This is a genomic window from Pseudidiomarina salinarum (assembly GCF_000753715.1).
Taxonomy (GTDB): domain Bacteria; phylum Pseudomonadota; class Gammaproteobacteria; order Enterobacterales; family Alteromonadaceae; genus Pseudidiomarina; species Pseudidiomarina salinarum.
Window position 1 is genome coordinate 95,631 of record NZ_JPER01000005.1, and the last position, 25,176, is coordinate 120,806.

Here is a 25,176-nt window from a genome sequence, read left to right on the forward strand (position 1 = left end):
CATGAGCACATCAACAGACACCAGCAAGCTGGATCAAGCCCGTGAATTGATGCAGGGTTTTGCTGAGCGTACCGGTCTTGCCAATGACAGCGGCGATGCCGCCCGGCGTTATCTCTGGACCGACGCCTTCGCGACGCTGAATTTTCTCGCCCTCAAGCGTATTGATAACGATAAGGCCTTTGAGGCGCGGGCGTTGCGCACCATTAAAGAGGTGCATTGCCACCTGGGCCAATATGCGGAGAAAGATTCCCGTGACGGCTGGATTAGCGGCCTGGAGGGTGAGAAAGCCCGTGAACACCCCACTGTTGGCGGTCTTCGTATCGGTAAGAAAATGTTAGAGCGTCAGGAAGACGAACGCTACGATCAGAACCTGGAGTGGGAACGCGACGGTCAGTACTACCATTACCATACGCGTTGGATCAACGCGCTACTCACCGCCAGCAAGCATTTTGATAACGAACAACTCGCGACCTGGGCCGCTGAGCTGAGCATTGCCGGCTCACGCTTCATTGCCGATAAGGAAGGAGCAGGCACCAAAATGTACTGGAAGATGAGCGTGGATCTATCACGCCCGCTGGTACCTATGATGGGTGCGCATGACCCGTTGGAAGGCTTGCTTTGCGCGATGCAGGCCTACGATGAAACGGGCTCGTTCAAGTATGAGTTTGATGGTTATATCGAGAAGCTAAAAGAACTCTGCGCCCGTTCGCACTGGGCAACGGATGATGCACTTGGCGTCGGGTCGCTCCTGCTTAATGTGGTGCGGGCGACTGAGTTGCAGGCCTTTATGGAGCTGCCGCCAGCGGTTAAGCCAGAACGCCTGCTGCGCGACGCTGAGCAGGGTCTGGAATCGATTTATCGCTCGTTTGACGCCAATGAGTCAGCCCGGTACCGGCTGGCGTTTCGTGAATGCGGACTGTCACTAGGGCTGCGCTGCCTGAAAGGCAATTTAGCTTTCCTCAAAGAAAACGCAGTAGAGCCGCAGATCGATTCACCGATCTGGCAGATGGCCGAAGACATCGAAGCCTTCTGGCTGGACGAGCAAAATCAGCAGGCTCCGACTTTTCAGAATCATCTGGATATTAATGAAGTGAGCCTCGCCGCCAGCATTCTGGCGCAAGCGAAACCGGAGATCTACACCCGCGTTTAACCGCATTTTTCATAACAGCATTCCCATAACAAAAGGGAGCAGACTTATGACAGATTCAATTCTTAAGACAGTTCAGGACAATAAGCACGATTTCGAGAGCACTGAGGATTTGCGCCCGCTGCTGGAGCAGATTAAGGACAAACAAGTGGTGATGCTGGGTGAAGCCTCCCATGGTACCCATGAATACTATAAATGGCGTGCCCGCATGTCAAAAGTGCTGATGGAAGACTATGGCTTTGACTTTGTCGTGGTGGAAGGCGACTGGCCACCCTGTTATGAAATCAATCGCCATGTAAAACATTACGATGATGCCGCGCAGGATACCAAACAAGTACTCAGGAAATTTGAGCGCTGGCCGACCTGGATGTGGGCGAACTGGGAAGTACATGAGTTTGCCCGGTGGCTGCGCGAATTCAATGAGTCGCGGGACGAAGAAAAACGCAAAGGCTTCTTCGGGCTGGATGTTTACAGCCTGTGGGAGTCGATGGATGCCATTATGGATTATCTGCGTGAGGAAGATCCCGAGGCCTATGAAACAGCAAAAACGGCGATGCGTTGCTTTGAGCCCTACCGTGATGAAGATGGCCAGCGCTACGCGATATCCACACGGTTAGTGCCTGAGGGCTGCAGTGATGAAGTCAGCCGCCTGTTAGCCGAGGTGCGCAGCAAGGCGCCAACCTACGATCAGGATCGGGAAGAAGCCTTCAGTGCCGAGCAAAATGCCAACGTGAGTAATAATGCCGAGCGCTACTACCGGATCATGGCGACCGGCGGCGAATCGACCTGGAACCTGCGTGACCGCCATATGATGGATACCCTGAAGCGACTGATGGATTTTCACGGCAAAGACGCCAAAGGCATTGTCTGGGCTCACAACACCCATATCGGCGATGCTTCCTTTACCGACATGGGCAATCAGGGGCTGTTTAATCTTGGTGAACTGGGTCGTGAGGAATACGGCCGCCACAATGTCGCGCTGGTCGGTTTTGGTAGCTATCAGGGCAGTGTATTGGCTGGCAGCGCCTGGGGGTCGAAAGTAGAAGATATGAATTTGCCGGCGGCGCGCGAAGGCAGCTGGGAAGATATCTGCCATCAGGCCGGGAAGCAGTTTTTCTTACATTCCGAAGATTTGCAGTCCAATCCCGGGCTGGAGCGGCGTATCCCTCACCGCGCTGTAGGGGTAGTTTATAATCCGCGGCACGAGCGCTATGGTAACTATGTACCTACGGTGATCCCGAAGCGATACGACCATTTTGTGTTCTTCGATGAGAGCCAGGCGTTACATCATATCGATATCACAGCAGATACGGTCAAAATTCCTGATACTTATCCGCACGGGCTCTAGCCAGATGGCCGCCAGGCAGCTGCAGCTTACCAGTTAGCCAGGTAAGCCCGCAGTTCCTGCGCGCCGCCTTCTAAAAATTCTTTGCGGTCGGCCAGATAGTCCGCGTTGCTGGAATTGCTGCGGCGACGTTCCGGGGTATCACAGTAATCGCTGTAATAGCCAGACACCTGCCCAATGCGGGTTCGCAGTGATTCGAAGTTCCGATCAAAGGTTTCGATATCGCGTTCCAGTTTTGGCGATGCGGCTTCTATTGGTCGTACCGCGTACGTCTGGCACCAGTTTAACAAGGCATTGTACTGATCCACCTCGCGCGCTTCATTCATATAACTGATGCACTGATTCTGACGATAGGTATCGTTGGGGAATTCGTTAACGCAGGCCAGTGAATCATTGAGCGCGTCCAGTTCAGCTGCGGTGCAACCAGCCAGTAACCACGCACTTACCGCCATCACCGACAATTTAGCCCATGACATACGGATCTTCCTTCTGGTAGCGATATTCCGGATTTTATAATTCGGGCAGGCGCTGCTGTCAATAAGGTTTTTTTAGTAAGCGGTTACTTCGTCTCTGCGGCAATTTCCAACAGGCCTTTCTTAAGCAGTTCGGGTTCCTGCGCGCCGCTGATTATATATTTTTGGTCAATGATAAAAGCGGGTACGGCAGTAACGCCAGCTTGTCGGTAGACGGCCTCATCCTGACGTACATCGTCGCCGTAGTCATCAGACTGCAATACCTTTTGCGCTGCGGTGGCGTCTAAACCAGCCCGGTCGACACAGGTGAGCAGTACATTGTGATCCGATACGTCATCGGCATGCCCGAAGTAAGCCTCAAACAGCGCCATTTTCAGTTCGGTCTGGAGGTCAAACTGTTTGGCCCATTTGACCAGGCGATGGGCATCGAAGGTGTTGCAGGTCAGCCGTTGCTGCATTTTGCTGAAATCCAGGCCCAGATCGCTGGCGATAAGCATCATCTGCTCCTGACTTTGCTCCATTTCAGCTTCGCTGCGGCCGTATTTACGGCTTAACGCCGGCAGGATTGGTTCCTGCGGGGCATTGGGATCAGGATTGAGCTCAAAAGCGTGCCACTCAAGGGTGAAATCGTGCCCGTCCGCCAGTTGCTTCATGGCGACTTGCAGTCGCGCGTAACCAATGGCGCACCAGGGGCAGGCAATGTCAGAAACAATATCAATATGCATATTAACGGTCACAACCTTTTCTGTTTGATTTAAAGCATGATTTACCAAGAGTATAGCGAACTATTGGCGGCTCTGCTGCGGTGCTGGACGGCGCTACTGGTCATCGACTAGGGTTAAGTTTAGATATTTAACTATTTTTTTGGAGGTTCATGATGCTCGTGGTAGCGGCTTTAGGCGGCAATGCGCTGTTGCGTTGTGGTGAGGATGTCACCGCCGAAAATCAGCGGGAAAACGTGAAAAAAGCGGTGCATGCGCTGGCTGATATCGTGCGCGCTGGCCACCGGCTGGTGGTAACCCATGGCAACGGACCGCAGATTGGTTTGCTGGCGCTGCAAAACCACGCCTATGATCCGGACAAGACCTTCCCGTTGGATATTCTGGGCGCTGAAACTGAGGGCATGATCGGCTATTTGCTGGAGCAGGAACTTGAAAATCAACTTGGTGAAGGTTTTCCGGTGGCCACCGTTTTGACTCAGATCGCTGTGGATCCCGGTGATCCGGCGTTTGAGAAGCCCACTAAGTTTATCGGGCCGGTTTATAGCAAAGATGAAGCCGAAAAATTAAAGGACAAGCACGGCTGGGATATCGCCAGAGACGGTGATAACTGGCGGCGGGTGGTGCCATCGCCCGAGCCGAAGAAGATTCAGGACCTCAAAGTGCTGAAGATTTTGCTGGAGCAGCAGGTGATTGCTATCTGTATCGGTGGCGGGGGTATTCCCATTGTGAGACAGGACGACGGCACCTATACCGGCGTTGAGGCAGTGATTGATAAAGATGCGGCCAGTGCGCTTCTGGCCGAAGAGGTGCAGGCGGATGCCCTGCTGCTGCTGACCGATGTGAAGGCAGTTTATAAGGATTTTGATGGTCCGGATGAGCAGGCTATCAGCCAGATTACCGTTACCGAGGCCGAAGCATTTGATGCTCCGGCAGGTTCTATGGGGCCGAAACTCGCTGCCGCCGCGCGTTTTGCCCGTACCGGTGACTTTGCTGCTATTGGTCGGCTGGAAGACGCGCCGGCAATGCTGGCGGGGAGCGCTGGTACCCGCATTGTGCGCGGCGATTAAAGCCGCTCAGGTAACCGTATTGCGCTGCTGCCAGCGAGGGTCTAAATGGGCTTTGCTGGCCAACACGTCTTTTAAGACACCTGCTGCGTCCCATACATCGGCATAGCTGGTATACAGCGGGGCAAAGCCAAAGCGCAGGTAGTCCGGAGCACGAAAATCAGCGATCACGCCAGCTTCAATGAGTGCCTGACAGATACCGTAAGCATGCTCATGACGATAGGATAGCTGGCTGCCGCGAGTAACCGGATCGGTCGGCGAGATCAGGTGTAGTTCGTTGCTGAGGCCATGCTGCTCAATTAAGGAATGAAACAGCTCTGACAGCTGAATGGATTTACTGCGCACTTCGGCCAGGCTAACGCCGTCAAAGGCCTCCAGCGCAGCATCTACGGCGCACATGGATAGCACCGGCGGTGTTCCTGACAGAAACTGTGTCATATCGTCAGCGGCTTCATAGTGCGGACTGAAATCAAAGGGTCGCACATGCCCCATCCAGCCACACAGTGGCTGCTGCAGCGCCCGGTGGTGCCGCTTCGCCGCGTAGACAAAGGCCGGGGCGCCGGGGCCGCCGTTCAGGTATTTATAGGTGCAGCCAATAGCAAAATCTACCTGCCAGTTATCCAGCTCCACCGGCATCACGCCGGCGCTATGGGCGAGATCGGCAATCATCAGCGCGCCATGCAGCTGGGCAGTGGCAGTTAATGCCTGCAAATCCAGGCGGCGGCCGGTGCGGAAGTTCACCTCAGTGGCCAGTACCGCGGCGGTTTTTTCACTGATACTGTTCGCTAGCTCGCTTTCTTCCACCATTACCAGATGACAGCGGCTGGCGCCCAGTAATTGCTCAAGCCCCTGTACCATGTAAAGATCTGTGGGGAAGTTATCCACGGTCGAGAGGATCTGATTGCGCCCCGGCTGAAGCTGCAGGGCCGCGGCCAGCACTTTGAACAGATTCACGGAGATCGAGTCGCAGCACACGACCTGGCCGTCAGCCACACCAATCAAGCGGCCGATTTTATTGCCAACCTGCTGCGGTAGTTGAATCCAGTTATGGCGGTTCCAACTGGTGATCAGATGCTCGCCCCACTGCGTGGTGGTAGTGTCGGCCACCCGTTGCTGCGTGGCATAGCTCATCAGCCCCAGTGAGTTGCCGTCCAGATAAATCGTATCGGCGGGCAGATGAAACTGACCGCGGCGGCTCGCCAGCGGATCCTGTTCATCCAGCCTGCTGATATCCTTTTTAGTGATCGATCTTGTCATTTACCTGGCTCCTCGGGAAAGGCCGTTTTAAGGGATTCAATTATCTGTGCCCATGCCGGTGCACCGGGGTGAATCATATCAAAATGGCCGGCATTCTGAACCCATACGGTGGTTGCGCCCGGTAGCCCGGCCTGACTGGCAGCAACGATCTTATCGGCGGTACCCTGAATAAGAATAGTTTGGGAGTGGGCTGGGCGGGCGGCAGGATTGGCCTGCTGATAGCGCTCCGGTATAGCGTCCGGCTTGCCCCCCATAAATGACGGTGTTGCGCGCTCGCAGCTGTTGTCGCCGTTAGCGTAAGCCGGAAGATTCGTTATTGCTGCGAGGCCAATCACCGCATCGACGCCAAGTTCAGCGGGCGCATCTGATGCCGCTAGCAATGCCAGATGGCCGCCGGCAGAGTGCCCCATTAATGCCACCCGCGATAAGTCCAGTTGCTGTTCCGCAAGGGCCTGAAGCGCGGCCTGCACATCCTGATAGGAACCGGGCCAGCCGCCACCGGCATCACCGGTGCGACGGTATTCGATGGACCAGACCGCATAACCGGCGTCAGCGAGGGCGGTGGTAAAAGCCCTGGTATGCCCGATATCGTAGGCATTCAGCCAACAGCCGCCGTGGATAAAGGCGATTACCGGCGCCGGACCCGTCTGCTCCGGTAACCATAGCTCAGCATATTGCAGTGGATCGGGGCCGTAACTTACAACTTGATCCGGATTCCCTGGTTGCAACTGAGCGACCGCCGGATAAGGAACATCAGAGGCAACCGGCGCATAACGTGGCGGAGTGGCTGTACAGGCCAGCAATGTCGCGGCCGCGACCAGCAAAGCCTTGGTGCGGATTGCAGTTGTAAATCGTTGAGTTAAACCCGGCATGATAAAAAACTTCCTTATGAATCCCGTTACGGCGCTCGGTGCTTCAGCTATAATACCAGCATTATTTCTGTCAGGATCAGTTATGCAAGACCAACATATTATCGTCGTCGGCGGTGGTGCCGGCGGTCTGGAACTGGTTACGCGCTTAGGCAAGAAGTATAAAAACGATCCCCGCGTACGGGTAACGCTTATCGACCGTTACCTTACCCATGTCTGGAAGCCATTGCTACATGAAGTGGCGGCCGGTGCCCTTGATGCCGACTCCGATGGCGTTGATTACCGCATTCAGGCGGCGAATCATGGCTTTCATTTCCGGCCCGGCGATTTAGCCGACATTGATGTCAAAAATAAGAGTATTGTTCTGGCACCAATCTTTGACCGGGATGGCGAGGAGCTGGTGCCCGGGCGCACCATGAGCTATACCCGGCTGGTGCTGGCCATTGGTTCAGTGACCAACGACTTTGGTACCAAAGGGGCAGAAGAGCACTGCTATTTTATTGATGATGTGAAGCAGGCCACGCGTTTTCACCATACCCTGATGAATACCTTTTTATCGATGCAGGCGCATAACTACGACCATCCGATGCGGGTAGCCATAGTCGGTGCCGGTGCCACCGGCGTAGAACTGGCGGCGGAACTTTATAAATCCGCGGAATTAATCCGGGCCTATGGCTTCGAGGATTTTGATCTCAGCCAGTTACAGATCTGCGTGATTGAAGCCGCGCCACGAATCTTGCCGATGCTGCCGGAGCGTATTGCGGATTCAGCGCGTAAGAAGCTTGAGAAAATCGGCGTTAAGGTGGTTGTCGACACCCCTATCACTGAGGTGCATGACAAAGGTTTTGAAACCCAAAGTGGCGACGTTATTGAGGCCGAACTGAAAGTCTGGGCTGCGGGTGTACGGGCGCCGAAGTTCCTGAGTCAGATTGATGGCCTGGAAACTAATAAAAACAACCATATTCTGGTTACTGCGCTGCTGCAGGCTACGACTGATCCTTCTATTTATGTGATTGGTGATTGTGCGGCCTGTACCCAGCCCGATGGTTCGCGGGTACCGCCACGGGCGCAGGCAGCTCATCAGATGGCCAAGCATGTTTATGATGCGATCCAGCGCGATTTTAATGGCCAGCCATTAAAACCTTTTATCTATCGCGATCATGGTTCGCTGGTGTCGTTGGCAGATTACACCGCCGTCGGCACAGTGATGGGACGTGTAACCCGCGGCGCCATGATGGTGGAAGGCTGGCTGGCGCGGCTGATGTATAAATCGCTGTACCGTATGCATCAAGTTGAAGTGCACGGCTATTTTCGTACCTTCCTGTTTATTATCGTGCAGAAAATTAACCGCCGCCTGAAGCCGCGATTAAAATTACACTGACCCTATAGCATGTTGGTTAAAATTTGTACTAAACTAATCAGTGGCAACAGACTGCCAGGAGGTGATTATGCGGTACTTATTAATTGTTATCGGTATTAGTGTAATGAGCTTCAACTTATCAGGCTGTCAGCAGACGAACTCTGCGACTGTAGCTAAACGAACTGTAAATCATGAGTACGTACAGGCCGTCGAAGATGCAGCCAACAACAGCTCAGTAAAACGAGTTGAAATTATCTGGGTTAATCCGCCTACCGTCGAAGTCGCGAATAACGACACCAACTAAGGATCTCTCAGACACGGATGTCTTTATTCGTGTTGAAACCGGGATTCAATATCCTGGTGGAGTTGCTTTTTCAGCCCCAACAGAAATAGCACTTCAGTAACCACAAACAGCGGACCTACGGCGAGGCCCATCACATCATCAACAAATGCAGGTTTACGACCTTCAAAATAATGCCCGATAAACTGAATGATCCAGCCGACCACGAACAGGCCGATGCCCCAGCTTAGCCAGGCAGCGGTACCAAGCTGTGCGACTATGCCGCCAAGCCATACGGCGAGCAGCAATAATACGGTCATTACCAGGCCGATACCCAGATCCAGTCGCGCATAAAACGCTGAGGCGAACAGGCTGATAATCAGCGCCGGGCTAAGCCAGAGGGTTAGGTTTTCAGCGCCGGGTACGCTGGTTATAACCAGCGGTCGCGATAGTAAAATCTCGATGGCGATCACAATCATAGGCACGCCCAGAATATGAGTCGCTACATTACGGCGGTCGCGGTGATAGGCGGCGTAGCTGGCAAGGTGCTCGGTTATTGTTTTCATGGGCTTGCTCACTTGTTGTTTTGTTGTCAATATTACCGCGTTTGCTCTAAACCACAAGGATAACTAAATGCGTGAGCAACTGGAACGTAAAGCTTTTCTGATTTTGCTCGCTGGCGTCTCGCTGGCCTTTTTTCTTATTCTGAAACCCTTCTGGTCGGCCATATTCTGGGCCTGCGCCATCGCGATTATTTTCACCCCGATGCAGGGATTCCTTAAGAAGCGGCTGGGCGATCATCCCAATAGTATTGCCTTGCTGACACTGCTTATCTGCGTGGCGATTGTGGTTATTCCGGTGATCTTTCTCAGTGTAATGTTTGTGCAGGAGGGCATTCAGTTCTACCAGCGGCTGGATACCGGCGAAATTGATCCCCAGCTTATTTTGCAGCAACTGCGCGAAGCTTTCCCGTTACTTGATTCACTATTGGCTGAGTTCGGCGTGAATACGGAAAACATCCGTGAGCATATTACCCAACTGGCGAAAAATGCCAGTCGTTGGCTGGCGCGGGAAACGCTGACAATTGGTCAGAATACTTTTAGTTTTCTGGTGAGTCTGGCGCTGATGCTGTATCTGGCGTTTTTTCTGCTGCGCGACGGCAGCAAATTGCAGCAGTTGATGATTCGCGCGCTGCCACTGGGCGATGAGCGCGAGCATGCGCTCTTTAAAAAGTTTGTGGAAGTTACCCGGGCTACCGTGAAAGGGAACCTGGTGGTGGCGGTAGTACAAGGCGCACTTGGCGGAATTATCTTCTGGGCGCTGGATATTCCCGGGCCGTTCCTGTGGGGTGTGGTGATGGCCTTCTTATCTCTGATCCCGGCTGTCGGGGCGGCCTTAATCTGGTTGCCGGTCAGCTTATACCTGTTCGCAACGGGTGACTGGGTCAGCGCTTCGATTCTGGTTGCCTATGGCGCCGTGGTGATCGGCTTAGCGGACAACGTGCTACGCCCGGTGTTAGTCGGCCGCGATACCAAGTTGCCCGATTACGTGGTGTTGTTCTCCACCATTGGTGGTTTGGCGCTGTTCGGTATCAACGGCTTCGTTATCGGTCCGCTACTGGCGGCGCTATTTTTAGCGTGCTGGCAGATTTTTATGACTGACTTTAATCAGGATCACAAAGCCTGAGCATCAGCGGCGTCACTGTCCAGTCGTGGACGGTGATAGCCGCCGGTGACACCACGTTTGCTGAACACCCACTGCCATAGTTGCAGATCCCGCGCCCGGAATGCGCCGGCACAGGATAGCAAATAGTACCGCCACATTCTGAAGAAGGTCATGTCGTATTCCCCTTCCAGTTTGGGCCAGTTAGCTTCAAAATTACGATACCAGTCCATCAGCGTCGGGTCATAATCGGCGCCGAAATTATGAACATCTTCGGCACATACCAGGTCCCGCGATACGTCGTCGATATGGGCCAGGCAGGGCAGTTCACCGTTAGGGAAAATGTATTTGCTAATCCAGGGGTCGGTGCCGCGCACATCGCGGTTGCGGCCGATGGTATGCAATAAAAATAGGCCGTCATCGCGCAGACAGCGTTCTACGACTTTAAAATAATCTTTGTAGTTACGTTGACCAACGTGCTCAAACATACCCAAACTAACGATGGCATCAAACTTCTCGTTGAGATCACGGTAGTCCTGCAACCGGAATTCAACCGGTAATCCTTTACATAATTCTTCGCCCAGCCGGACCTGCTCTTTGGAGATAGTCACACCCACACACTCCACCCCGTAATTCTCGGCGGCATACTTCATAAAGCTACCCCAGCCACATCCGATATCAAGAATCTTCATGCCCGGCTGCAGTTGCAGTTTCTGACAAGTGAGTTCAAGTTTATTGCGCTGGGCCTGATCCAGGTTCTGGGCATGGTTCCAGTAGCCGCAGGTGTATACCATGCGTTTATCCAGCATCTGCTGATATAACCTGTTGCCGATATCATAATGGTGTTCGCCCACTTTCCAGGCCCGGCGGGTATTTTGCAGGTTAAGGAACCGGCTTTTCAGATGATGCCACAACAGCCGGCTGGGTTTGATCTTATCGCCGATGCGGGCGCTTAGCAGCCGGTGGAAAAATTCGTCCAGCTGCTCACAGTCCCACTCACCGGCCATGTAAGCTTCGCCAAGGGCAAGGTTGCCCCGCGCCAGGACATCATTGAAAAAGCCGTCGTCATGAACCTGAATATCCCAGGGGCGATGTCCGTTGATCTCAATATCCGCTTCTTGTAATAGTTCTTGAATAAAGATCTTGGCCTGACTCATGAATTCCTCCTGAAAAGTAGTCGCTGCCCCATTCTAGGACGAATTTCAAAGTTTTGCATATTTTGAGAAAAGTTCTGACTGGACACTGGCGGGAACAGGCCGTAATGTTTGAGTGAGTAAGACGAAACAACCAGAAGGGGCCTGCAAAGTGCGGATTAAAGTAATCACGGTTGCCATTGCCGGAATGCTGCTAGCGGCTTGCAGTAGCACACCAGATAGCCTGACTGAGCAGCAATTGCAACGAGCGGCCACAGTGCAATTTATTAAGCCTTATGAATTATCACGTACTGATGTGGAGTTTATTAGCCGGGGCGAGGTGGTTGGTGAATCCTGTCAGGGGAATTTTATGGCGCCTGAGGCAACTCAGGAACGCGCCCTGCTTGAACTCAAAATTGCGGCGGCTGAACTTGGTGCCAACGCTGTGGTTTTACAGAGTTGTCAGCAGCCGACAGCCAGCGCTTGTAAAAAGCTCTGGATCTGCACCGGCACGGCCCATGATATGCAGCCACTTCAATAAGTAATAAAGAGGTTTAGTTATGCGCAATGCGCGACGAGCGATCGATCTCATCGGTCAGACCGATCTGCTGAGAGTCAATTCACTATCAGAGTTAACCGGCTGCGAGATCCTGATCAAGCTGGAGTCACAGAATCCCGGCGGATCAATTAAGGACCGGGCGGCACTGCAGATGATCACGGACGCCATGGCGCGCGGCGAACTGCGGCCGGGAATGACAGTGGTTGAAGGCACAGCGGGCAACACCGGCATCGGCCTGGCGATTGTCGCCCGCGGCTTCGGGCTGGATATGCTGGCGGTGATGCCCAACGATCAGAGCCCCGAGAAAGAGCGGATGATCGCATTGCACGGGGCTCAGTTGAAAACGGTCAACCCGGTGCCTTTTCGCGATGAAAATCACTTTTACCACACCGCCCGCCGGCTGGCCGAATCCCGTGCAGATTACTGGTGGGCCAACCAGTTTGAAAACACCAGCAACCTGCGAGCCCATTATTTGCATACCGGCCCCGAAATCTGGCAACAAACCGATGGTAATATAGATATTCTGGTGTCGGTAGCCGGTACCGGCGGCACCATTGCTGGCAACTCCATGTTTCTTAAAGAGCAGAATCCGGAGATCCAGGTGTGGCTGACTGACCCCAACGGCTCAGGCATATTCAGTTATCTGAAAACCGGTGAATATATTGCTGACGGCAGCTCCATGACTGAGGGCATCGGCATTATGCGACTGGTCGAAAACTTTAAGCAGGCGCGGATTGATGCGGCGGTCAATCTGCCGGATCAGGACCTTATCAGCATGTCGCGCCATGTACGGGAACATGACGGTATTGTGCTGGGCAGCAGTTCGGCGCTGAACCTTGCGGGCGCGCTGCAGGCCGCAGCGCTGCATGGCCCCGGTAAAACTATTGTTACTTTTGCCTGCGATCTGGGCGAGCGCTCGGCAAGTAAGTTATATAACCCTGATTATCTCCGCAGCAGGGGCCTGAGCGATCAGGCCGAGCCGGTAACCGAATTGCTGGCGCGCTACTATCAGGCTGGCGACAAAGTATGGTATCGCTGACATGAAACTGAAGTCACTGCTGCTAATAGCCTTACTGGCGCTGGGTCAGCTGATACCGCTGACCACCGCTACAGCACAGCAGCAGGAGCCGCTTATCATTGCGCACCGTGGCGCCTCAGCCTATGCCCCTGAACACAGCAGCGTGGCGGTAGCACTGGCGCATGCGATGGACGCGGATTATATCGAGCAGGATATCGTTCTCACCCGCGATAAAGTGCCGGTGGTATTACATGATATTCAGCTCGATGCCGTAACCAATGTGGCAGAAGTTTTCCCTGAAAGAACCCGGCCAGATGGCCGTTATTATGTGCTGGATTTCAGTTTTGCTGAACTCCAGCAGCTAACCTTGCAGGCCCGTATTGATCCGAATAGTGGTCAGGTGAGATACCCCCGGCGCTTTCCGGCTGGCTACGGGCAGTTCCGGATCATGAGTCTGGCGGAGCAGCTGGAACTGATTCAGGGGCTGAATATCAGCCGCAACGAACTGGTTGGTGTGTACATAGAGATTAAGGCTGCCCGCTGGCACCGGGAACAGAATTACGACATCACCGCGGCGGTGATGCGGGTGTTACATGACTACGGTTATACCGGTGTGGTGCCGCCGACCCCGGTTTATCTGCAGAGCTTCGACCCGGAAGTTGTGCGCCGGCTGAAACGCGAATTTCATACCCGCTTACCACTAGTGCAGCTGATCGGCGAAAACCGCTGGAATGAAAGCCCGGCGGACTATAATGTCATGCGCACCGCGGCGGGGCTGGAAGCGGTTAGCAGCTATGCTGACGGTGTCGGGGTATGGGGACCACAAGTGTTGCTGGGAGTGAATGACGAAGGCCAGCCGCAGTTTTCGACGCTGGTTACTGATGCCCATAAAGCCGGACTCTTTGTTCATGCCTATACCTTGCGCGCCGATGACTTGCCGGCCGGGGTCAAAAATTACGCGCAACTTTATGAATGGCTACGGCAGGCAGGAATTGACGGAGTCTTTACGGATTTCCCTGATCGTCACGACTGATCAGTAGCAAAAGTATGCCGCATCCGGTAGCCATCGCTACCTTCGTCGTTCTCTTCGTGGTTCTCTTCGTCGTAATAACCGACCAGGACGTCGGTGACCGCGAAGTCGAACTTTTCGTAGAGCCGGATGGCGGGCAAGTTATCGGTTTTAACCTCAAGCGAAATACTGGCGGCCCCCTGCGCCCTGGCGTACTCCATCGCGTTGATCAGCAATGCTTTGCCAAGCCCGGTACCCCGTGTACTTTCCAGCGTCGCGATAGAATACAACCGCCAGTTACGGCTGTTACTGCGGCTTAGTAACATGGAATAACCCACCAGTTGGTGCTGCTTACTGATGGCAACGTGGATTGTCGCACTGGGAGATTGTAGTAGCCGCCGGAAACTGCGGCGGCCAAGCTGACTATAATTAAAGGTTGCAGCTTCCAGTGCGACGAGTTGGTCGAGATCACCGGTTACTGCGGGCCGGATAGTCCAGCCCGGTTCCGTGGTCATGTTATTTTTCGTCCAGCCGCCGCGCAAAGTCCCGCATAATGATGTGGTAGAGCTCATCACCAAGCAGTAAATCTTCGACGCCCGAGTCAATTGAGGGGTTATCATTAATCTCGATAATCACCGGGCCATTGGTGGTATTCTTCACATCGACACCGTACAGGCCATCACCAATCAGGCGCGTGGCTTGCAGTGCGGTTTTCACGATTTCCTTCGGCACCTGGTGCAGGCTGATCGTCTCAAAGCCACCGGTCTTACCGCGGCTACTGGCACTGGCATGGTTATAGATCTGCCAGTGATTACGCGCCATCAGGTACTTACAGGCATAGATAGGGCGGTTATTCAGTACGCCGATACGCCAGTCAAAGTCGGTGCGGACAAACTCCTGGGCCAGCAGAATCGTCGATTTTTTGAAGAGCTCAGCCGCAATCTGCTTAAACTCGGTTACATTTTCGGCTTTCTCAACACCAATCGAGAAAGATCCGTCAGGAATCTTCAACACCACCGGGTAACCCAGACGGCCGCCAATCTCCTCGTAGTCCACCGGTTGCTGACTAAGCAGCAGTTCAGTGCGTGGGGTAGGAATGTGGTGTTTATCCAGTAATTCTTTCAGGAATACTTTGTTGGCGCACTGCAGGATAGCATCCGGCGCATCAATAACCACCAGCCCGTTGGCTTCTGCTTTTTTGGCAAAGTGGTAGGTGTAATGGTTAATCCGCGTGGTTTCGCGAATAAACAGCGCGTCGAACTCCAACAACCGGTTAAAGTCATCGGCAGTGATAAGCTCGGCTTCGATATCCGCGTCTTTAGCGGCTTTCACGAAGCGTTGCAGGGCTTTCTTATCACTGGTCGGAATATGCTCGTCGGGGTCATGCAGAATCGCCAGGTCATAGCGGTACTCTTTGCGGGCACGCGCTTTGCGCCAGACCCGCTTACTGAATGCATCCAGTGAATCGCCAAAGAAAGTCTGCTGTTCGTCATTCAGTTCAGGTAAACCACCGGCGCGCAGCTTGTTAATAAACCAGCGGCCCTGATAGGCAAATTCAACCCAGATCACCGGGCACGGGTAGCGATCAAAAATCTGCCGGGCAAAGTGGCTGAGCTGTGGCTGCTGGGCATGCCCAAAGCAAATCAGCACGGTCACCGGCTCATTCTGATCCGCGGTTGCCAGAAACTTGCTGAGCTGTTTATCGGTATTGGCCAGCAATAACTGATAATGCGAGAAGTTTGCTAAGTCAGTGATGGTAGATACTGACGGCAGCACACGCTGGCCCCGCGCTTCAGCCAGCAGACTCACGTAATATCCCGTTGACAGGTAACTTAAGTCACCGCACAGATTCAACAGCTGGGTACGGGTTTTTGAAGGCTGTTGAAGTAAGTATTCACTTGCTGTGATAGTTGATTGACTAGGGTAGTATGGCTGCCAGTCGGTAATATCATCAAGAATAATTAAAGCAGAGTTTTGCATAGCGGCTCCGGGGTGGATATGCGGCGCATTTTTATGCTTATTAAGCTAAAAATACAAGAACTATTTTACCAAAATAATCGTAAAGCATTCGTCCATCAATAGGATGTAAGCTATTCTCATTAATCAATAATATAGCTAAGTGTATCAAACTTACGCTACTTAAAGGTGATGGAGGCCTGTACATGCTGACTCTGCTGGCAAAATTTCTGCGCGCGCTCAACTCGGAGACCGGCGCCTGGGCGCTGGCCTTTGCTTTTGTGCTGGGCATGATTATGGGGCTGACGCCATTATGGCGCGTTCACAACCTGGTTATCCTGCTGATTGCATTACTGTTCCGGGTAAATCTGACCGGCTTTATTTTAAGCTTTCTGCTGTTTTCGGGTTTTGCCTATCTGCTGGACCCTCTGTTCCATCAGCTCGGCTTCGCTATTCTATCCGCTGAGAGCTGGCAACCGGTATGGCAGTCCATGTATGACTCGGCTTTCTGGCGGGTTCTGCAATTCCATCACACCATTACTATTGGCAGCGTTGTTATCAGTGTGGCATTTGCGCCGGTGCTGGCGGTGGTCAGCTTCTGGATTGTCAGTCAGTACCGACGCCGTATTCAGCGCTGGTTTAATCAGCTGCGCATTGTACAGGCGCTGAAAGCCAACCGGTTTTGGGCGATCTACTCAGGTTTACGGGGGTAACGGATATGGCAACTCAAGTTCGTCGTAGTGCGGTGCGCTGGCCTGGATTGGCTGCCTTTTTGATCATCCTGGCGCTACTGGCCGCATTTTCGTGGTTACTGCTGGATAGCATTTTGCGCTGGACCTTTGAACGCAGCCTGGGCACGCTCAATGGCGCCGAAGTGAACATCGAACGGGTCGATCACCAGTGGGTGCCCCTGACCATACAGCTGGATGGTGTGCAGATGACCGACCCCGCTGAACCTGAGTTTAACCGGGTGGTGATTGGTCAGGCTCGCGGCGTATTGAACTGGGAGCAGTTATTGCTTGGCCGCATCCACTTTGAAGATGTGGTCAGTACCGGTATCCGGGTACGGCAGGAACGCGAATCACCGGGCGAGGTGTACAGCCTGCCCGATAAAGCAGCGATGCAGGGCTGGGCTAAAGGGAAACTGGCGGATTTAGGCCTGGAAATGCCTTCGGTCGATGAGATTATCAGTAGGGTTGATCTCAAGACCCCCGCTGCGATAGAGCAGGCCCGTGCTGCATTTGAAGAACAGCAAGAGCAGGTGCAGACTGCGCTGGACGGTCTGCCGAGCAAAGAGAAGCTGACGGAATATGAAGAACAGGTAAAAACACTGAGTGAAGGTGATGTCAGTAATCCGCAACAACTGCAGCAACGCATGGAAAAGTTCGAGCAGTTAAAAGCGCAGTTTGAAAAAGATCGCACCGCCGTACAGCAGTTTCAGGAACAAGCCTCAGAAGCGGTAAAAGTACTGCGGGAAAACCTCGATCGGGTGAAGTCCGCGCCACAGCAGGATCTGAATCGGGTCGAAGAGCTGATGCAGTTTAATGCCGAAGGGCTGGGTGAGATTACCGAAGTGCTGTTTGGGGAACAGCTGCGGGTATGGAGTAAGTATATCCTGCTGGCCTACGAGCAGTTAGCGCCGATGATTGCCCGCGCCGCTGATGAGTCGGTGGTAAAACCACAGCGCGGCGAAGGCATCTGGTTTTCTTATACAGGCGCTGATGCGGCGCCGGACTTTCTGATTAAACAGGCCCGCACTGAGTTTCAGCTGTTCGGCACTGTGCTTGATATCGACTGGAACAATATTACCCATCAGCATCAGCAACTGGGTCAGCCAACGGTATTTCGCGCTTCTGCCGACAACAAGGAACTCTGGCGCAGCCTGAATCTGAACGGCGAGCTGAAGATGACGGACGCCGGCGTGGATGCCCGCCAGCAATGGCAACTGCAGGGCGTTAACCTCAGCAATATTGGTCTGAGCGACAGCGATGAGTTCACAGCAAGCCTGATCAATGCGCTACTGGACAGCGACGGCTCAGTCTCGCTGCGTGATAGCCAGCTGGACGGTTCGGGTGTGGTTCGTTTGTCGGATATGCAGGTGAACGCCGCAGCCGACAATCGTTTCGCTGAAGTCGTGGCAAATGCTCTGGAAACGCTACAGCGGCTGGATATCCAGGCTGACATTAGTGGCGCTATGACCACGCCGCAGTTTAATTTACGCTCGGATCTGGATAAACAGCTTGGTGGGGCGCTGAAAAGTGCGGCACTGGAAGCTGGCCAGCAGGAGCTGTCAGCGTTACGCAGCCGCCTCCAGAGCGAGGCTAGCGGCTTCACCGAAGCGAATCAGGACGATCTGAACGATATTCTGGCGTTGCTGCAGGATGCAGAGAATCGCGAACAGCGGTTAAAGGATCTGTTATCGGTGAAATTGCAGGATCGTTTGCAGGATAAACTAAAAGGCCGGTTAAAAGGGCTACTCGGAGATGGTGAGTAGCCCTGCCTGAAATTAGTGCGCTAAAAAGGCTTTGATGGTTTCAGCTTTGGTCTGGATACTAAAGATGCCGTCCAGGTGGCCCCAAATGCCGTCAATTTCTTCATAGATGGGATCTTTCCCCTGGGCTTCCAACAATTCAACGGTTTGCTTTGCCAGATAAGGCTGAAGCAATAGGTCATTGCTGGCTGGCAGAAACAGGGTTTTTGCTTTGATACGTTGCAGGCCGCTGGCCAGGTCTTCCTGATGACCGGCGACAAACAGCTGGTTCGCCCGCACCAGATACAGCAGGTGGTTGGCATCGGCCAGCGGAGCGCGACTAGCGGCGGCGCCAAACAGGTAATCAACCGCCGGCAGGTTATTGGTGACGCTGGCGAGGCCGTCAGCTGGCAAGGTTTGTTGCTGCGGAGCCTGCATATTCATAATCACCGGGTGCATGGCTTCCTGAGTAATCATGGCCAGGGTGCTGGTAATACCTTCCAGTGGTGCCACACCCTCGTAGTAATCGCCCTGATTCCAGTTGGGATCGGCTTTAATCGGCCGCGCCCAGTGCTCCAGTGCCATGATGGTCCAGGCATCCATCGCGCCGGCACCGATAACTGAAATCATCCGCTCGACCTGATCCGGGTAGGCCGCTGCCCACTCAATCGCCTGCAGTGAACCCATAGAAGCACCAGCTACAGCATGCAGCTTGTTAATCCCCAGGCTGCTGAGCAGTTCACGCTGTACATTGACGAAATCGCGGATAGTCACAACCGGGAAGTCGAGGCCATAGGGTTCGCCCGTAGCCGGATTAATTGAGATCGGCCCCGTGGTAATCACGTTCGGGTCATTCGGGAACGCGTTAACCAGGGTATCGGAGCTGATCACGAAATATTTATCGGTATCAATGGCTTTGCCCGGGCCGATGATACTGTTCCAGTAGCCTGGCATGGCGTCGTCTGCGGTGTATTTACCGGCGGCATGACTATTACCGGAAAAGTAGTGGGTGATCAGAATCACGTTGTCTTTGGCTTCGTTAAGCTGGCCGTAACTTTCCCAGCCCACGTTAACAACCGGGATCACTTCACCGCTTACCGTGGCAAAATTCTCGGTGGTGAAGGTCTGTTTTTCGACCAGCATATCGGCTTGCACAGGCGCTGCCAGCAGATAGCCACTGATCAGGCCGATGGATAATAATAGGTTTTTCATGTTAATTGCGCTCCACGAGGTAATTTGCGTACTCTTTGCGTAATTCGTTTTTGACCAGCTTGCCGGTGCCGGTGTGCGGCAATGAGTCGACAATCAGAATTGCGTCCGGTGTCCACCATTTGGCAATCTTTCCCTGTAAAAATTCATAAATCATATCGGTATTCAGTTCCATGCCTTTATTGGCAACCACCAGCAGCAATGGGCGCTCATCCCATTTCGGGTGTTTCACGCCAATGACACAGCTTTCATTGACCGCCGGATGCTGACTACAGATGTTTTCGATTTCGAGCGAACTGATCCATTCGCCGCCGCTCTTGATCACGTCTTTTTTACGGTCGACCACTTTCATATAGCCATCAGGGTCGATAACGGCAATATCACCCGTGGCCAGCCAGCCATCAGCGAAGGTGTCAGGGTCGTTGCGCCGGTAATAACTGCTGGCGATCCAGGGTCCGCGTACGCGCAACTCTCCGCTGGTGGTGCCGTCATGTGGCAAAGGGTCGCCATCGGCATTCACAATTTGCATATCCACCCCAAAACAGGCGCGGCCGGCAGTGGTCTGGATGGCATAACGTTGCTGTTTCGGCAGGGTCATGAGGGCCGGCTCGGGCGGTGCGGAACTGGCTAGCGGGCCGGTTTCAGTCATGCCCCAGATGGGCTGCCAATAGACGCCGTAAACCTCATCATAGGTTTTAACCAGACCCAGTGGCGAGGCAGCTCCGCCCACGCAGACCCGTTCCATTGATGGCATCGACTGACCAGACTCGCGTAAGTAGTTATGCAGCGCCAGCCAGATGGTTGGCACGCCCAGCCCCACGGTGACTTCTTCCGTACGAATGAGTTCGTGCAGGGCTTCGCCGCTCATGCCGCTGCCCGGCAATACCAACTTACAGCCAGATAGTGGGGCGGCATAAGGTGCCCCCCAGGCGCCGGCGTGATACATAGCGACCACCGGCATCAGTACGGTATCACCGCGCAAATCAAGTAACTCACGGCTGGCGGTCGCCTGGGCGTGCAGCACCATGGCGCGGTGTGAACTAAGCACACCCTTGGGATTGCCGGTAGTTCCTGAGGTATAACAGAGCAGCGCTCCGCTGTCCTCGTGTAGGGCTGGCCAGTCAAACTCAGCCGGATGTTGCCCAATAAAATGTTCATAAGGTTCAACCGGCAGCCAGATGTGCTCCAGTTCAGCTTTTGGGTGATGTTCGCTGTCGCATAACATCACAATACCTTTTACGGATTTAAGCTCATTGGCAAATTCACTGAGCAGGCCGGCGAAGCCAATATCCACAAACAGCCAGGTATCCTCGGCGTCATCAATCATCCAACGGATCTGATCGGCAAACAGCCGCGGATTTACTGTGTGCAGAACGGCGCCGATGCCGCTAACGGCATAATAGAGTTCCATATGCCGGTAGGTATTCCACGCCAGCGATGCGACCCGGTCGCCGGGTTGAATGCCGGCGTTAGTCAGGGCATGCGCAAGCTGGCAGCTGCGCTGGTAGCAGTCGGCATAGGTATACCGATGGATATCGCCTTCCTGCCGGCGACTGACGATTTCCTGCCGCGGATGCCGGCGCAGCGCGTGGCGCAGTAGGTCGATAATCAGTAATTGGCTGGCTTGCATGGCACCGGCTAATGCCGGTGCCGCCTGGGTTGTTTCAAACATATACGCTTACCACCAGATAAATAATGCGATAGCTACGGCCAGACCCATCAGGGGCACAGCGACGGTGACGGCTGCCACCGGCCAGTAGGCCGCTTTGTGTGTTTCATTACAGATAGCACGAATTGTGGTCACGACATAGCCATTATGGGGCAATGAGTCCAACGCGCCGGAAGAAATGGCCACAATCCGGTGTAACTGATCAGGGTTCACGCCAGCATCAATATAATGGGGGCCCAGAATAGGTAAGGCAATGGCCTGCCCACCCGATGCTGAGCCGGTTAAACCGGCGATAACACTTACTGCCACCGCAGCGCTCACCAGTTCATTACCAGGCAGGCTGGTCATAAAGGCCACGGCGTCAGTAAATGCCGGAGTCACTTTGGCGATGCTGCCAAAGCCAACGACGGCTGCGGTATTCCCGATGGCAATCAGGGCACCGGTTGAGGCCTCAGAAATAGCCCGCGAGATATTCTGAAAGTACTTGTGGTTGATAATAGCGATAGCTATCACACCGCCAAGCAGCGCGATAATCAGCGCGTTCTGTTTCAGGTCATCGTGGAATATAAAGCTCAGCGTCAGCACGGTAGCCAGCGGAATAAGACCGCTGAAGGGGGACGGCAACTTGCGTTCAATCAGAACCGGGTCGCCTTCGCGTGCTTCAAACCGCTCGCCGTTATTGACTGCCTTGGTGATTAGCTTCTTCAGCCACCAGTAGCCAAATAGCGCCATCAGAATCGCGACGAATAAGCTGACTTCCCAGGCTGCATAGGGTGAGGTACCAAGATGCTGGATTGGAATCCAGTTCTGGATCTCCGGTGAACCGGCTGAAGTCATGGTAAAGGTCACGGAGCCAAACGCCAGCGCTGCCGGAATAAAGCGGCGGGGCAGGTTCGCATCTTTAAATAAAGCCAGTGCCATCGGGAATACCGAAAAGGCAACCACGAATACACTGACGCCGCCGTAGGTCAAAATGGCACAGGCCAGTACTACCGCCAGCACAGCTTGCTGGCGGCCAAGTTTGCCGATAATCCATTTGGCAACACTGTCTGCGGCACCGGTATCTTCCATGAACTTACCAAACATGGAGCCGAGCAGGAACATGAAGAACCAGGCGGCGACAAAGCTTGCGAAGCCATCCATATACGCGCTGACAAAGTTTACATCGCCCTGGAACAGGGGGACATTGCTGGTCAGAGCGACCACGACGGCGCACAGCGGCGCACTGATAAACAGGTTCATTCCACGCAGGGTGAGAACAATGAGCAGTGCCAGCCCACCAACCAATCCAATCATGCTTAACATGCATTACCTCATTGAGTAATAGGTTTCAGGTATGCCATGACCTGATGATATTGCGCTGACGATGGCACACATCATGCGGCAGACCGACCGGTTTTTACATAGTACTAACGTACAGAATACAAAGTTGTGGCTTTAGGTTAGGGTAGCTGTGCCATGACAACAAGAGTGTGTGCTGATACACCCAGAAACGCTTTTAAACAACAATAATCAGGAACCGGGAGAACGACACCATGAGTCAACCCAAATTTCGTCATTCGTTAGTTGCTGCAGCAATCGCTTCGGTGGTTGCCATGCCAGCACTGGCGCAGGACCAGGACGCCACTGCCACTGATGAATATCAGGGCCTTGAGCGAATCGAGGTAACCGCACGCCGCACTACCGAAAGCATTCAGGAAGTGCCGGTATCCGTTACTTCGGTCGGAGAAATGGAACTGGAAAACAACGGTATTACCGTGTTAACTGAAGTTCAGCAGTTTTCTCCTAACACCACCTTACAGAACAGCCGTGGTACCAACTCTACTTTAACCGCTTTTATCCGGGGTGTTGGTCAACAGGATCCACTCTGGGGTTATGAGCCTGGTGTCGGTATCTATATTGATGATGTATTCGTTGCCCGTCCACAAGGCGCGGTACTGGATATTCTGAACGTACAGCGCATCGAAGTACTGCGCGGCCCGCAGGGCACGCTGTATGGTAAAAACACCACTGGCGGTGCGATTAAGTACGTAACTAAAGAAATGAGCGGCGATGCTGAATTCAATATCCGCGGTACCGTAGGCAGCTACAGTCAGCGCGATATTAAAGTGACTGGTCAGATGCCGCTAATCGACAATACCCTGTATCTGGGCGTTGGCATTGCCGATTTGAGCCGCGACGGTTTTGGTGAATTCCTGGAAGTCAGTTATCCGAACCAGGATAAAGAGAACTACAACAAAGATCTGACCGCGATGCGGGCAACGCTTGAGTATCATCCTACCGACACCCTGTTTTTCCGGTTGAACTGGGATAAAACTGAAGACGATTCGAATTCAAAAGGCGGTTTCCGCTTACTGCCAAGTTTGCTGGCGCCGATTCAGATCCCTGACAGTGTTTATGACTCGTACTCGTCCATGCCAACCTGGAACAAAGTAGAGCTGGAAAACCTGAGCTTAACGGCGAACTGGGAAATTTCTGCGGATACGTCTTTGAAATACATCGGTGCAACCCGCGAAAGCTATTCACCAACCAACATTGATTTCGATAGTACCCCACTGCAGATCTTTGATGTGCCAGCTTTCTACGATGATGAGCAGTCGTCGCACGAGTTGCAGATCACGCACCATGCATCTTCCTACAAGGTGGTTGCCGGTGTTTATTACGATGATACCGATTCCTGTGGTCGCTTTGATGCCGTCCTGACGGTGCTTGGCCAAGCCGCTTTTGGTACGCCTGGCCTGACTCGTGAAGTCAGCGGTTGTAGCTACGGTGAAAGCCTCTCGGTTTATGCACAGGGCTCAATTGATCTGAATGATCAGTGGTCACTGACTCTGGGCGCACGTCATACAAAAGATGAGAAGTCAGCGATTGTTCGTAACGGTCTGTTATTTGCTCCGGTTTATCCGCTGGACGGCTGGGTCGACGGCTTCGTTCGTGATGAAGACGCCATTGCTGCAGCTACTCCGGTCGTACTGGGTTCTGACAGCGACGGTGACGGCGTACTTGACGCACCGAAATCAGCAGACTGGTCACGCTTTACCCCGCGCGTTGGTGTTGAGTATCAATACAATCCGGATGTGATGTTCTACGCCAGCTATGGTCAGGGCTTCAAATCAGGAACCTTTAACCCACGGGCGACTATTAACGAACCTGCAGCGGATCCGGAAATCGTTGATTCATTCGAGATCGGTATGAAGAGCGACTGGAACGATCGTCTGCGCGCTAACGTCACGCTGTTTATGCTGGACCACGAAGATCGTCAGTACATCTCGGTATTGCCGGGTGAAACTGCGACTGACCTGAACCAACGTCTGGGTAACATCGGTAAATCAAGTGCCAAAGGTATCGAAATCGAAACCACTTATGTGGTTACCGATGCCCTTGATGTGGATTTCAGCCTGGGTTACATCGATGCTGAGTTCGAAGAAGTGCTGGATACCGACCCAAATACCGGTGCCACTTTTGATAAATCAGAACTCTTTACCATTTCAAATACACCTGAAGTGACTGCGAATCTGGGCTTTACCTACAATATCCAGTCAGCAATCGGTGATATGGCTGTAGTGGGTAATTACTACCATCGCGGCAAGTATGACTTGTTTGAAGAGCTTAACCTGCTGAAACAAGACAGCTACGGTATTCTGAACCTGGGTATTAACTGGTTCAGTGATGATGGCCGCTGGACTGTGGGTTTACATGGTAAAAACCTGACTGATGAAGAATACATGGTTGGTGGTTATCAGTTCGTCACCCCAGATCCAAGTGACCTGAACGACACCACGCTGTATCAACCTGGTTTAGGTGGCGACACCACATTGACCGCTTACTACGGCGATCCACGTACTATCTCCCTGACTGTGGGGTATCGTTTCTAAACCCCGCCCGGTGCCTGCCGGAGTTGATTTCCGGCAGGCACTGACTTTTACTGATGGACGCGTTAGCATGGAACATCTGTTTCCAAATCAAACCGACAC

The 25,176-nt window shown here is 53.4% G+C and carries 23 protein-coding genes; 12 read left to right on the forward strand and 11 right to left on the reverse strand.

Annotated features, from left to right (window positions below; genetic code table 11):
- The first annotated feature begins 1 nt into the window (after position 1).
- Both IDSA_RS09675 and IDSA_RS09680 read left to right on the forward strand, forming a co-directional pair.
- Positions 2-1,150 (forward strand): hypothetical protein, encoded by a 1,149-nt coding sequence (locus tag IDSA_RS09675; protein WP_051986220.1) that lies wholly within the window; start codon positions 2-4, stop codon positions 1,148-1,150.
- Between the two features lie 46 nt (positions 1,151-1,196).
- The gene (locus tag IDSA_RS09680; RefSeq protein ID WP_084694102.1) at positions 1,197-2,495 is read left to right on the forward strand and encodes an erythromycin esterase family protein; all 1,299 of its coding nucleotides are present in this window, start codon (positions 1,197-1,199) and stop codon (positions 2,493-2,495) included.
- A 26-nt stretch (positions 2,496-2,521) separates the two neighbouring features.
- Here the strand turns inward: IDSA_RS09680 and IDSA_RS09685 are convergent, their stop codons facing one another.
- Positions 2,522-2,968 (reverse strand): hypothetical protein, encoded by a 447-nt coding sequence (locus IDSA_RS09685; RefSeq protein ID WP_034776365.1) that lies wholly within the window; start codon positions 2,966-2,968, stop codon positions 2,522-2,524.
- Positions 2,969-3,051: 83 nt separating this feature from the next.
- Entirely contained in the window at positions 3,052-3,690 is a 639-nt protein-coding gene (locus tag IDSA_RS09690) for a DsbA family oxidoreductase (protein ID WP_034776366.1), read from the reverse strand.
- 149 nt (positions 3,691-3,839) lie between these two features.
- Here IDSA_RS09690 and arcC point away from each other — a divergent pair, with 149 nt between their 5' ends.
- The gene (gene arcC / locus IDSA_RS09695) at positions 3,840-4,754 is read left to right on the forward strand and encodes a carbamate kinase (RefSeq protein WP_198024063.1); all 915 of its coding nucleotides are present in this window, start codon (positions 3,840-3,842) and stop codon (positions 4,752-4,754) included.
- 6 nt (positions 4,755-4,760) lie between these two features.
- Here arcC and kynU read toward each other — a convergent pair whose 3' ends face one another.
- On the reverse strand, positions 4,761-5,996 hold the full coding sequence (kynU, locus tag IDSA_RS09700; protein WP_126760590.1) for a kynureninase: 1,236 nt from the start codon (positions 5,994-5,996) through the stop codon (positions 4,761-4,763).
- 8 nt (positions 5,997-6,004) lie between these two features.
- The gene (locus IDSA_RS09705) at positions 6,005-6,880 is read right to left on the reverse strand and encodes an alpha/beta hydrolase (RefSeq protein ID WP_051986221.1); all 876 of its coding nucleotides are present in this window, start codon (positions 6,878-6,880) and stop codon (positions 6,005-6,007) included.
- 82 nt (positions 6,881-6,962) lie between these two features.
- Here IDSA_RS09705 and IDSA_RS09710 point away from each other — a divergent pair, with 82 nt between their 5' ends.
- Positions 6,963-8,258, forward strand: coding sequence for an NAD(P)/FAD-dependent oxidoreductase (locus tag IDSA_RS09710; RefSeq protein WP_034776369.1), 1,296 nt, complete (start codon positions 6,963-6,965; stop codon positions 8,256-8,258).
- Positions 8,259-8,325: 67 nt separating this feature from the next.
- Positions 8,326-8,541, forward strand: a complete 216-nt coding sequence (locus tag IDSA_RS09715; protein WP_034776371.1) for a hypothetical protein — start codon at positions 8,326-8,328, stop codon at positions 8,539-8,541.
- 23 nt (positions 8,542-8,564) lie between these two features.
- On the opposite strand, the gene IDSA_RS09720 is transcribed toward IDSA_RS09715, so the two are convergent.
- The gene (locus IDSA_RS09720; RefSeq protein WP_034776373.1) at positions 8,565-9,083 is read right to left on the reverse strand and encodes an Mpo1 family 2-hydroxy fatty acid dioxygenase; all 519 of its coding nucleotides are present in this window, start codon (positions 9,081-9,083) and stop codon (positions 8,565-8,567) included.
- 67 nt (positions 9,084-9,150) lie between these two features.
- On the opposite strand from IDSA_RS09720, the gene IDSA_RS09725 reads away from it, so the two are divergent.
- Positions 9,151-10,203, forward strand: a complete 1,053-nt coding sequence (locus tag IDSA_RS09725) for an AI-2E family transporter (RefSeq protein WP_034776374.1) — start codon at positions 9,151-9,153, stop codon at positions 10,201-10,203.
- On the opposite strand, the gene cfa is transcribed toward IDSA_RS09725, so the two are convergent.
- Positions 10,191-11,336 carry a cyclopropane fatty acyl phospholipid synthase gene (gene cfa, locus IDSA_RS09730; RefSeq protein ID WP_034776375.1) on the reverse strand — a complete coding sequence of 382 codons (1,146 nt, stop codon included), beginning with the start codon at positions 11,334-11,336 and terminating at the stop codon, positions 10,191-10,193. The two genes, IDSA_RS09725 and cfa, sit on opposite strands and share 13 nt — an antisense overlap.
- A gap of 148 nt (positions 11,337-11,484) precedes the next feature.
- On the opposite strand from cfa, the gene rcsF reads away from it, so the two are divergent.
- The 3 genes from rcsF to glpQ are packed head-to-tail and all read left to right on the forward strand — an operon-like array spanning position 11,485 to position 13,922.
- Positions 11,485-11,853, forward strand: a complete 369-nt coding sequence (gene rcsF, locus IDSA_RS11910; protein WP_051986222.1) for an Rcs stress response system protein RcsF — start codon at positions 11,485-11,487, stop codon at positions 11,851-11,853.
- Between the two features lie 19 nt (positions 11,854-11,872).
- Positions 11,873-12,910, forward strand: a complete 1,038-nt coding sequence (locus tag IDSA_RS09740; RefSeq protein WP_034776376.1) for a cysteine synthase A — start codon at positions 11,873-11,875, stop codon at positions 12,908-12,910.
- A 1-nt stretch (position 12,911) separates the two neighbouring features.
- Positions 12,912-13,922, forward strand: coding sequence for a glycerophosphodiester phosphodiesterase (gene glpQ, locus IDSA_RS09745; RefSeq protein ID WP_084694103.1), 1,011 nt, complete (start codon positions 12,912-12,914; stop codon positions 13,920-13,922).
- Here glpQ and IDSA_RS09750 read toward each other — a convergent pair.
- Entirely contained in the window at positions 13,913-14,413 is a 501-nt protein-coding gene (locus IDSA_RS09750; protein WP_034776377.1) for a GNAT family N-acetyltransferase, read from the reverse strand. The genes glpQ and IDSA_RS09750 overlap by 10 nt on opposite strands.
- A 1-nt stretch (position 14,414) precedes the next feature.
- Complete coding sequence (locus IDSA_RS09755; RefSeq protein WP_034776382.1) at positions 14,415-15,878, reverse strand: RimK family protein; 1,464 nt, start codon at positions 15,876-15,878, stop codon at positions 14,415-14,417.
- 182 nt (positions 15,879-16,060) lie between these two features.
- Between IDSA_RS09755 and IDSA_RS09760 the strand changes: the two genes are divergently transcribed.
- Both IDSA_RS09760 and IDSA_RS09765 read left to right on the forward strand, forming a co-directional pair.
- On the forward strand, positions 16,061-16,567 hold the full coding sequence (locus IDSA_RS09760; protein WP_051986223.1) for a TIGR03546 family protein: 507 nt from the start codon (positions 16,061-16,063) through the stop codon (positions 16,565-16,567).
- A 5-nt stretch (positions 16,568-16,572) separates the two neighbouring features.
- Complete coding sequence (locus tag IDSA_RS09765; RefSeq protein ID WP_034776383.1) at positions 16,573-18,348, forward strand: TIGR03545 family protein; 1,776 nt, start codon at positions 16,573-16,575, stop codon at positions 18,346-18,348.
- A gap of 12 nt (positions 18,349-18,360) precedes the next feature.
- Here the strand turns inward: IDSA_RS09765 and IDSA_RS09770 are convergent, their stop codons facing one another.
- The 3 genes from IDSA_RS09770 to IDSA_RS09780 are packed head-to-tail and all read right to left on the reverse strand — an operon-like array spanning position 18,361 to position 22,507.
- Complete coding sequence (locus tag IDSA_RS09770; RefSeq protein ID WP_034776384.1) at positions 18,361-19,536, reverse strand: E22 family MetX-like putative esterase; 1,176 nt, start codon at positions 19,534-19,536, stop codon at positions 18,361-18,363.
- Position 19,537: 1 nt separating this feature from the next.
- Positions 19,538-21,205 (reverse strand): long-chain fatty acid--CoA ligase, encoded by a 1,668-nt coding sequence (locus IDSA_RS09775; protein ID WP_232221295.1) that lies wholly within the window; start codon positions 21,203-21,205, stop codon positions 19,538-19,540.
- A gap of 6 nt (positions 21,206-21,211) precedes the next feature.
- Entirely contained in the window at positions 21,212-22,507 is a 1,296-nt protein-coding gene (locus IDSA_RS09780; protein ID WP_034776385.1) for a GntP family permease, read from the reverse strand.
- Between the two features lie 290 nt (positions 22,508-22,797).
- Between IDSA_RS09780 and IDSA_RS09785 the strand changes: the two genes are divergently transcribed.
- On the forward strand, positions 22,798-25,077 hold the full coding sequence (locus tag IDSA_RS09785; RefSeq protein ID WP_415752597.1) for a TonB-dependent receptor: 2,280 nt from the start codon (positions 22,798-22,800) through the stop codon (positions 25,075-25,077).
- Positions 25,078-25,176 lie beyond the last annotated feature (99 nt).

Coding starts and splice junctions, on each gene's coding strand:
- IDSA_RS09675 (WP_051986220.1), top strand. CDS start 2: ATGAGCACATCAACAGACACCAGCAAGCTGGATCAAGCCCGTGAATTG.
- IDSA_RS09680 (WP_084694102.1), top strand. CDS start 1,197: ATGACAGATTCAATTCTTAAGACAGTTCAGGACAATAAGCACGATTTC.
- IDSA_RS09685 (WP_034776365.1), bottom strand. CDS start 2,968: ATGTCATGGGCTAAATTGTCGGTGATGGCGGTAAGTGCGTGGTTACTG.
- IDSA_RS09690 (WP_034776366.1), bottom strand. CDS start 3,690: ATGCATATTGATATTGTTTCTGACATTGCCTGCCCCTGGTGCGCCATT.
- arcC (WP_198024063.1), top strand. CDS start 3,840: ATGATGCTCGTGGTAGCGGCTTTAGGCGGCAATGCGCTGTTGCGTTGT.
- IDSA_RS09705 (WP_051986221.1), bottom strand. CDS start 6,880: ATGCCGGGTTTAACTCAACGATTTACAACTGCAATCCGCACCAAGGCT.
- IDSA_RS09710 (WP_034776369.1), top strand. CDS start 6,963: ATGCAAGACCAACATATTATCGTCGTCGGCGGTGGTGCCGGCGGTCTG.
- IDSA_RS09715 (WP_034776371.1), top strand. CDS start 8,326: ATGCGGTACTTATTAATTGTTATCGGTATTAGTGTAATGAGCTTCAAC.
- IDSA_RS09720 (WP_034776373.1), bottom strand. CDS start 9,083: ATGAAAACAATAACCGAGCACCTTGCCAGCTACGCCGCCTATCACCGC.
- IDSA_RS09725 (WP_034776374.1), top strand. CDS start 9,151: ATGCGTGAGCAACTGGAACGTAAAGCTTTTCTGATTTTGCTCGCTGGC.
- cfa (WP_034776375.1), bottom strand. CDS start 11,336: ATGAGTCAGGCCAAGATCTTTATTCAAGAACTATTACAAGAAGCGGAT.
- IDSA_RS09740 (WP_034776376.1), top strand. CDS start 11,873: ATGCGCAATGCGCGACGAGCGATCGATCTCATCGGTCAGACCGATCTG.
- glpQ (WP_084694103.1), top strand. CDS start 12,912: ATGAAACTGAAGTCACTGCTGCTAATAGCCTTACTGGCGCTGGGTCAG.
- IDSA_RS09750 (WP_034776377.1), bottom strand. CDS start 14,413: ATGACCACGGAACCGGGCTGGACTATCCGGCCCGCAGTAACCGGTGAT.
- IDSA_RS09755 (WP_034776382.1), bottom strand. CDS start 15,878: ATGCAAAACTCTGCTTTAATTATTCTTGATGATATTACCGACTGGCAG.
- IDSA_RS09760 (WP_051986223.1), top strand. CDS start 16,061: ATGCTGACTCTGCTGGCAAAATTTCTGCGCGCGCTCAACTCGGAGACC.
- IDSA_RS09765 (WP_034776383.1), top strand. CDS start 16,573: ATGGCAACTCAAGTTCGTCGTAGTGCGGTGCGCTGGCCTGGATTGGCT.
- IDSA_RS09770 (WP_034776384.1), bottom strand. CDS start 19,536: ATGAAAAACCTATTATTATCCATCGGCCTGATCAGTGGCTATCTGCTG.
- IDSA_RS09775 (WP_232221295.1), bottom strand. CDS start 21,205: ATGTTTGAAACAACCCAGGCGGCACCGGCATTAGCCGGTGCCATGCAA.
- IDSA_RS09780 (WP_034776385.1), bottom strand. CDS start 22,507: ATGTTAAGCATGATTGGATTGGTTGGTGGGCTGGCACTGCTCATTGTT.
- IDSA_RS09785 (WP_415752597.1), top strand. CDS start 22,798: ATGCCAGCACTGGCGCAGGACCAGGACGCCACTGCCACTGATGAATAT.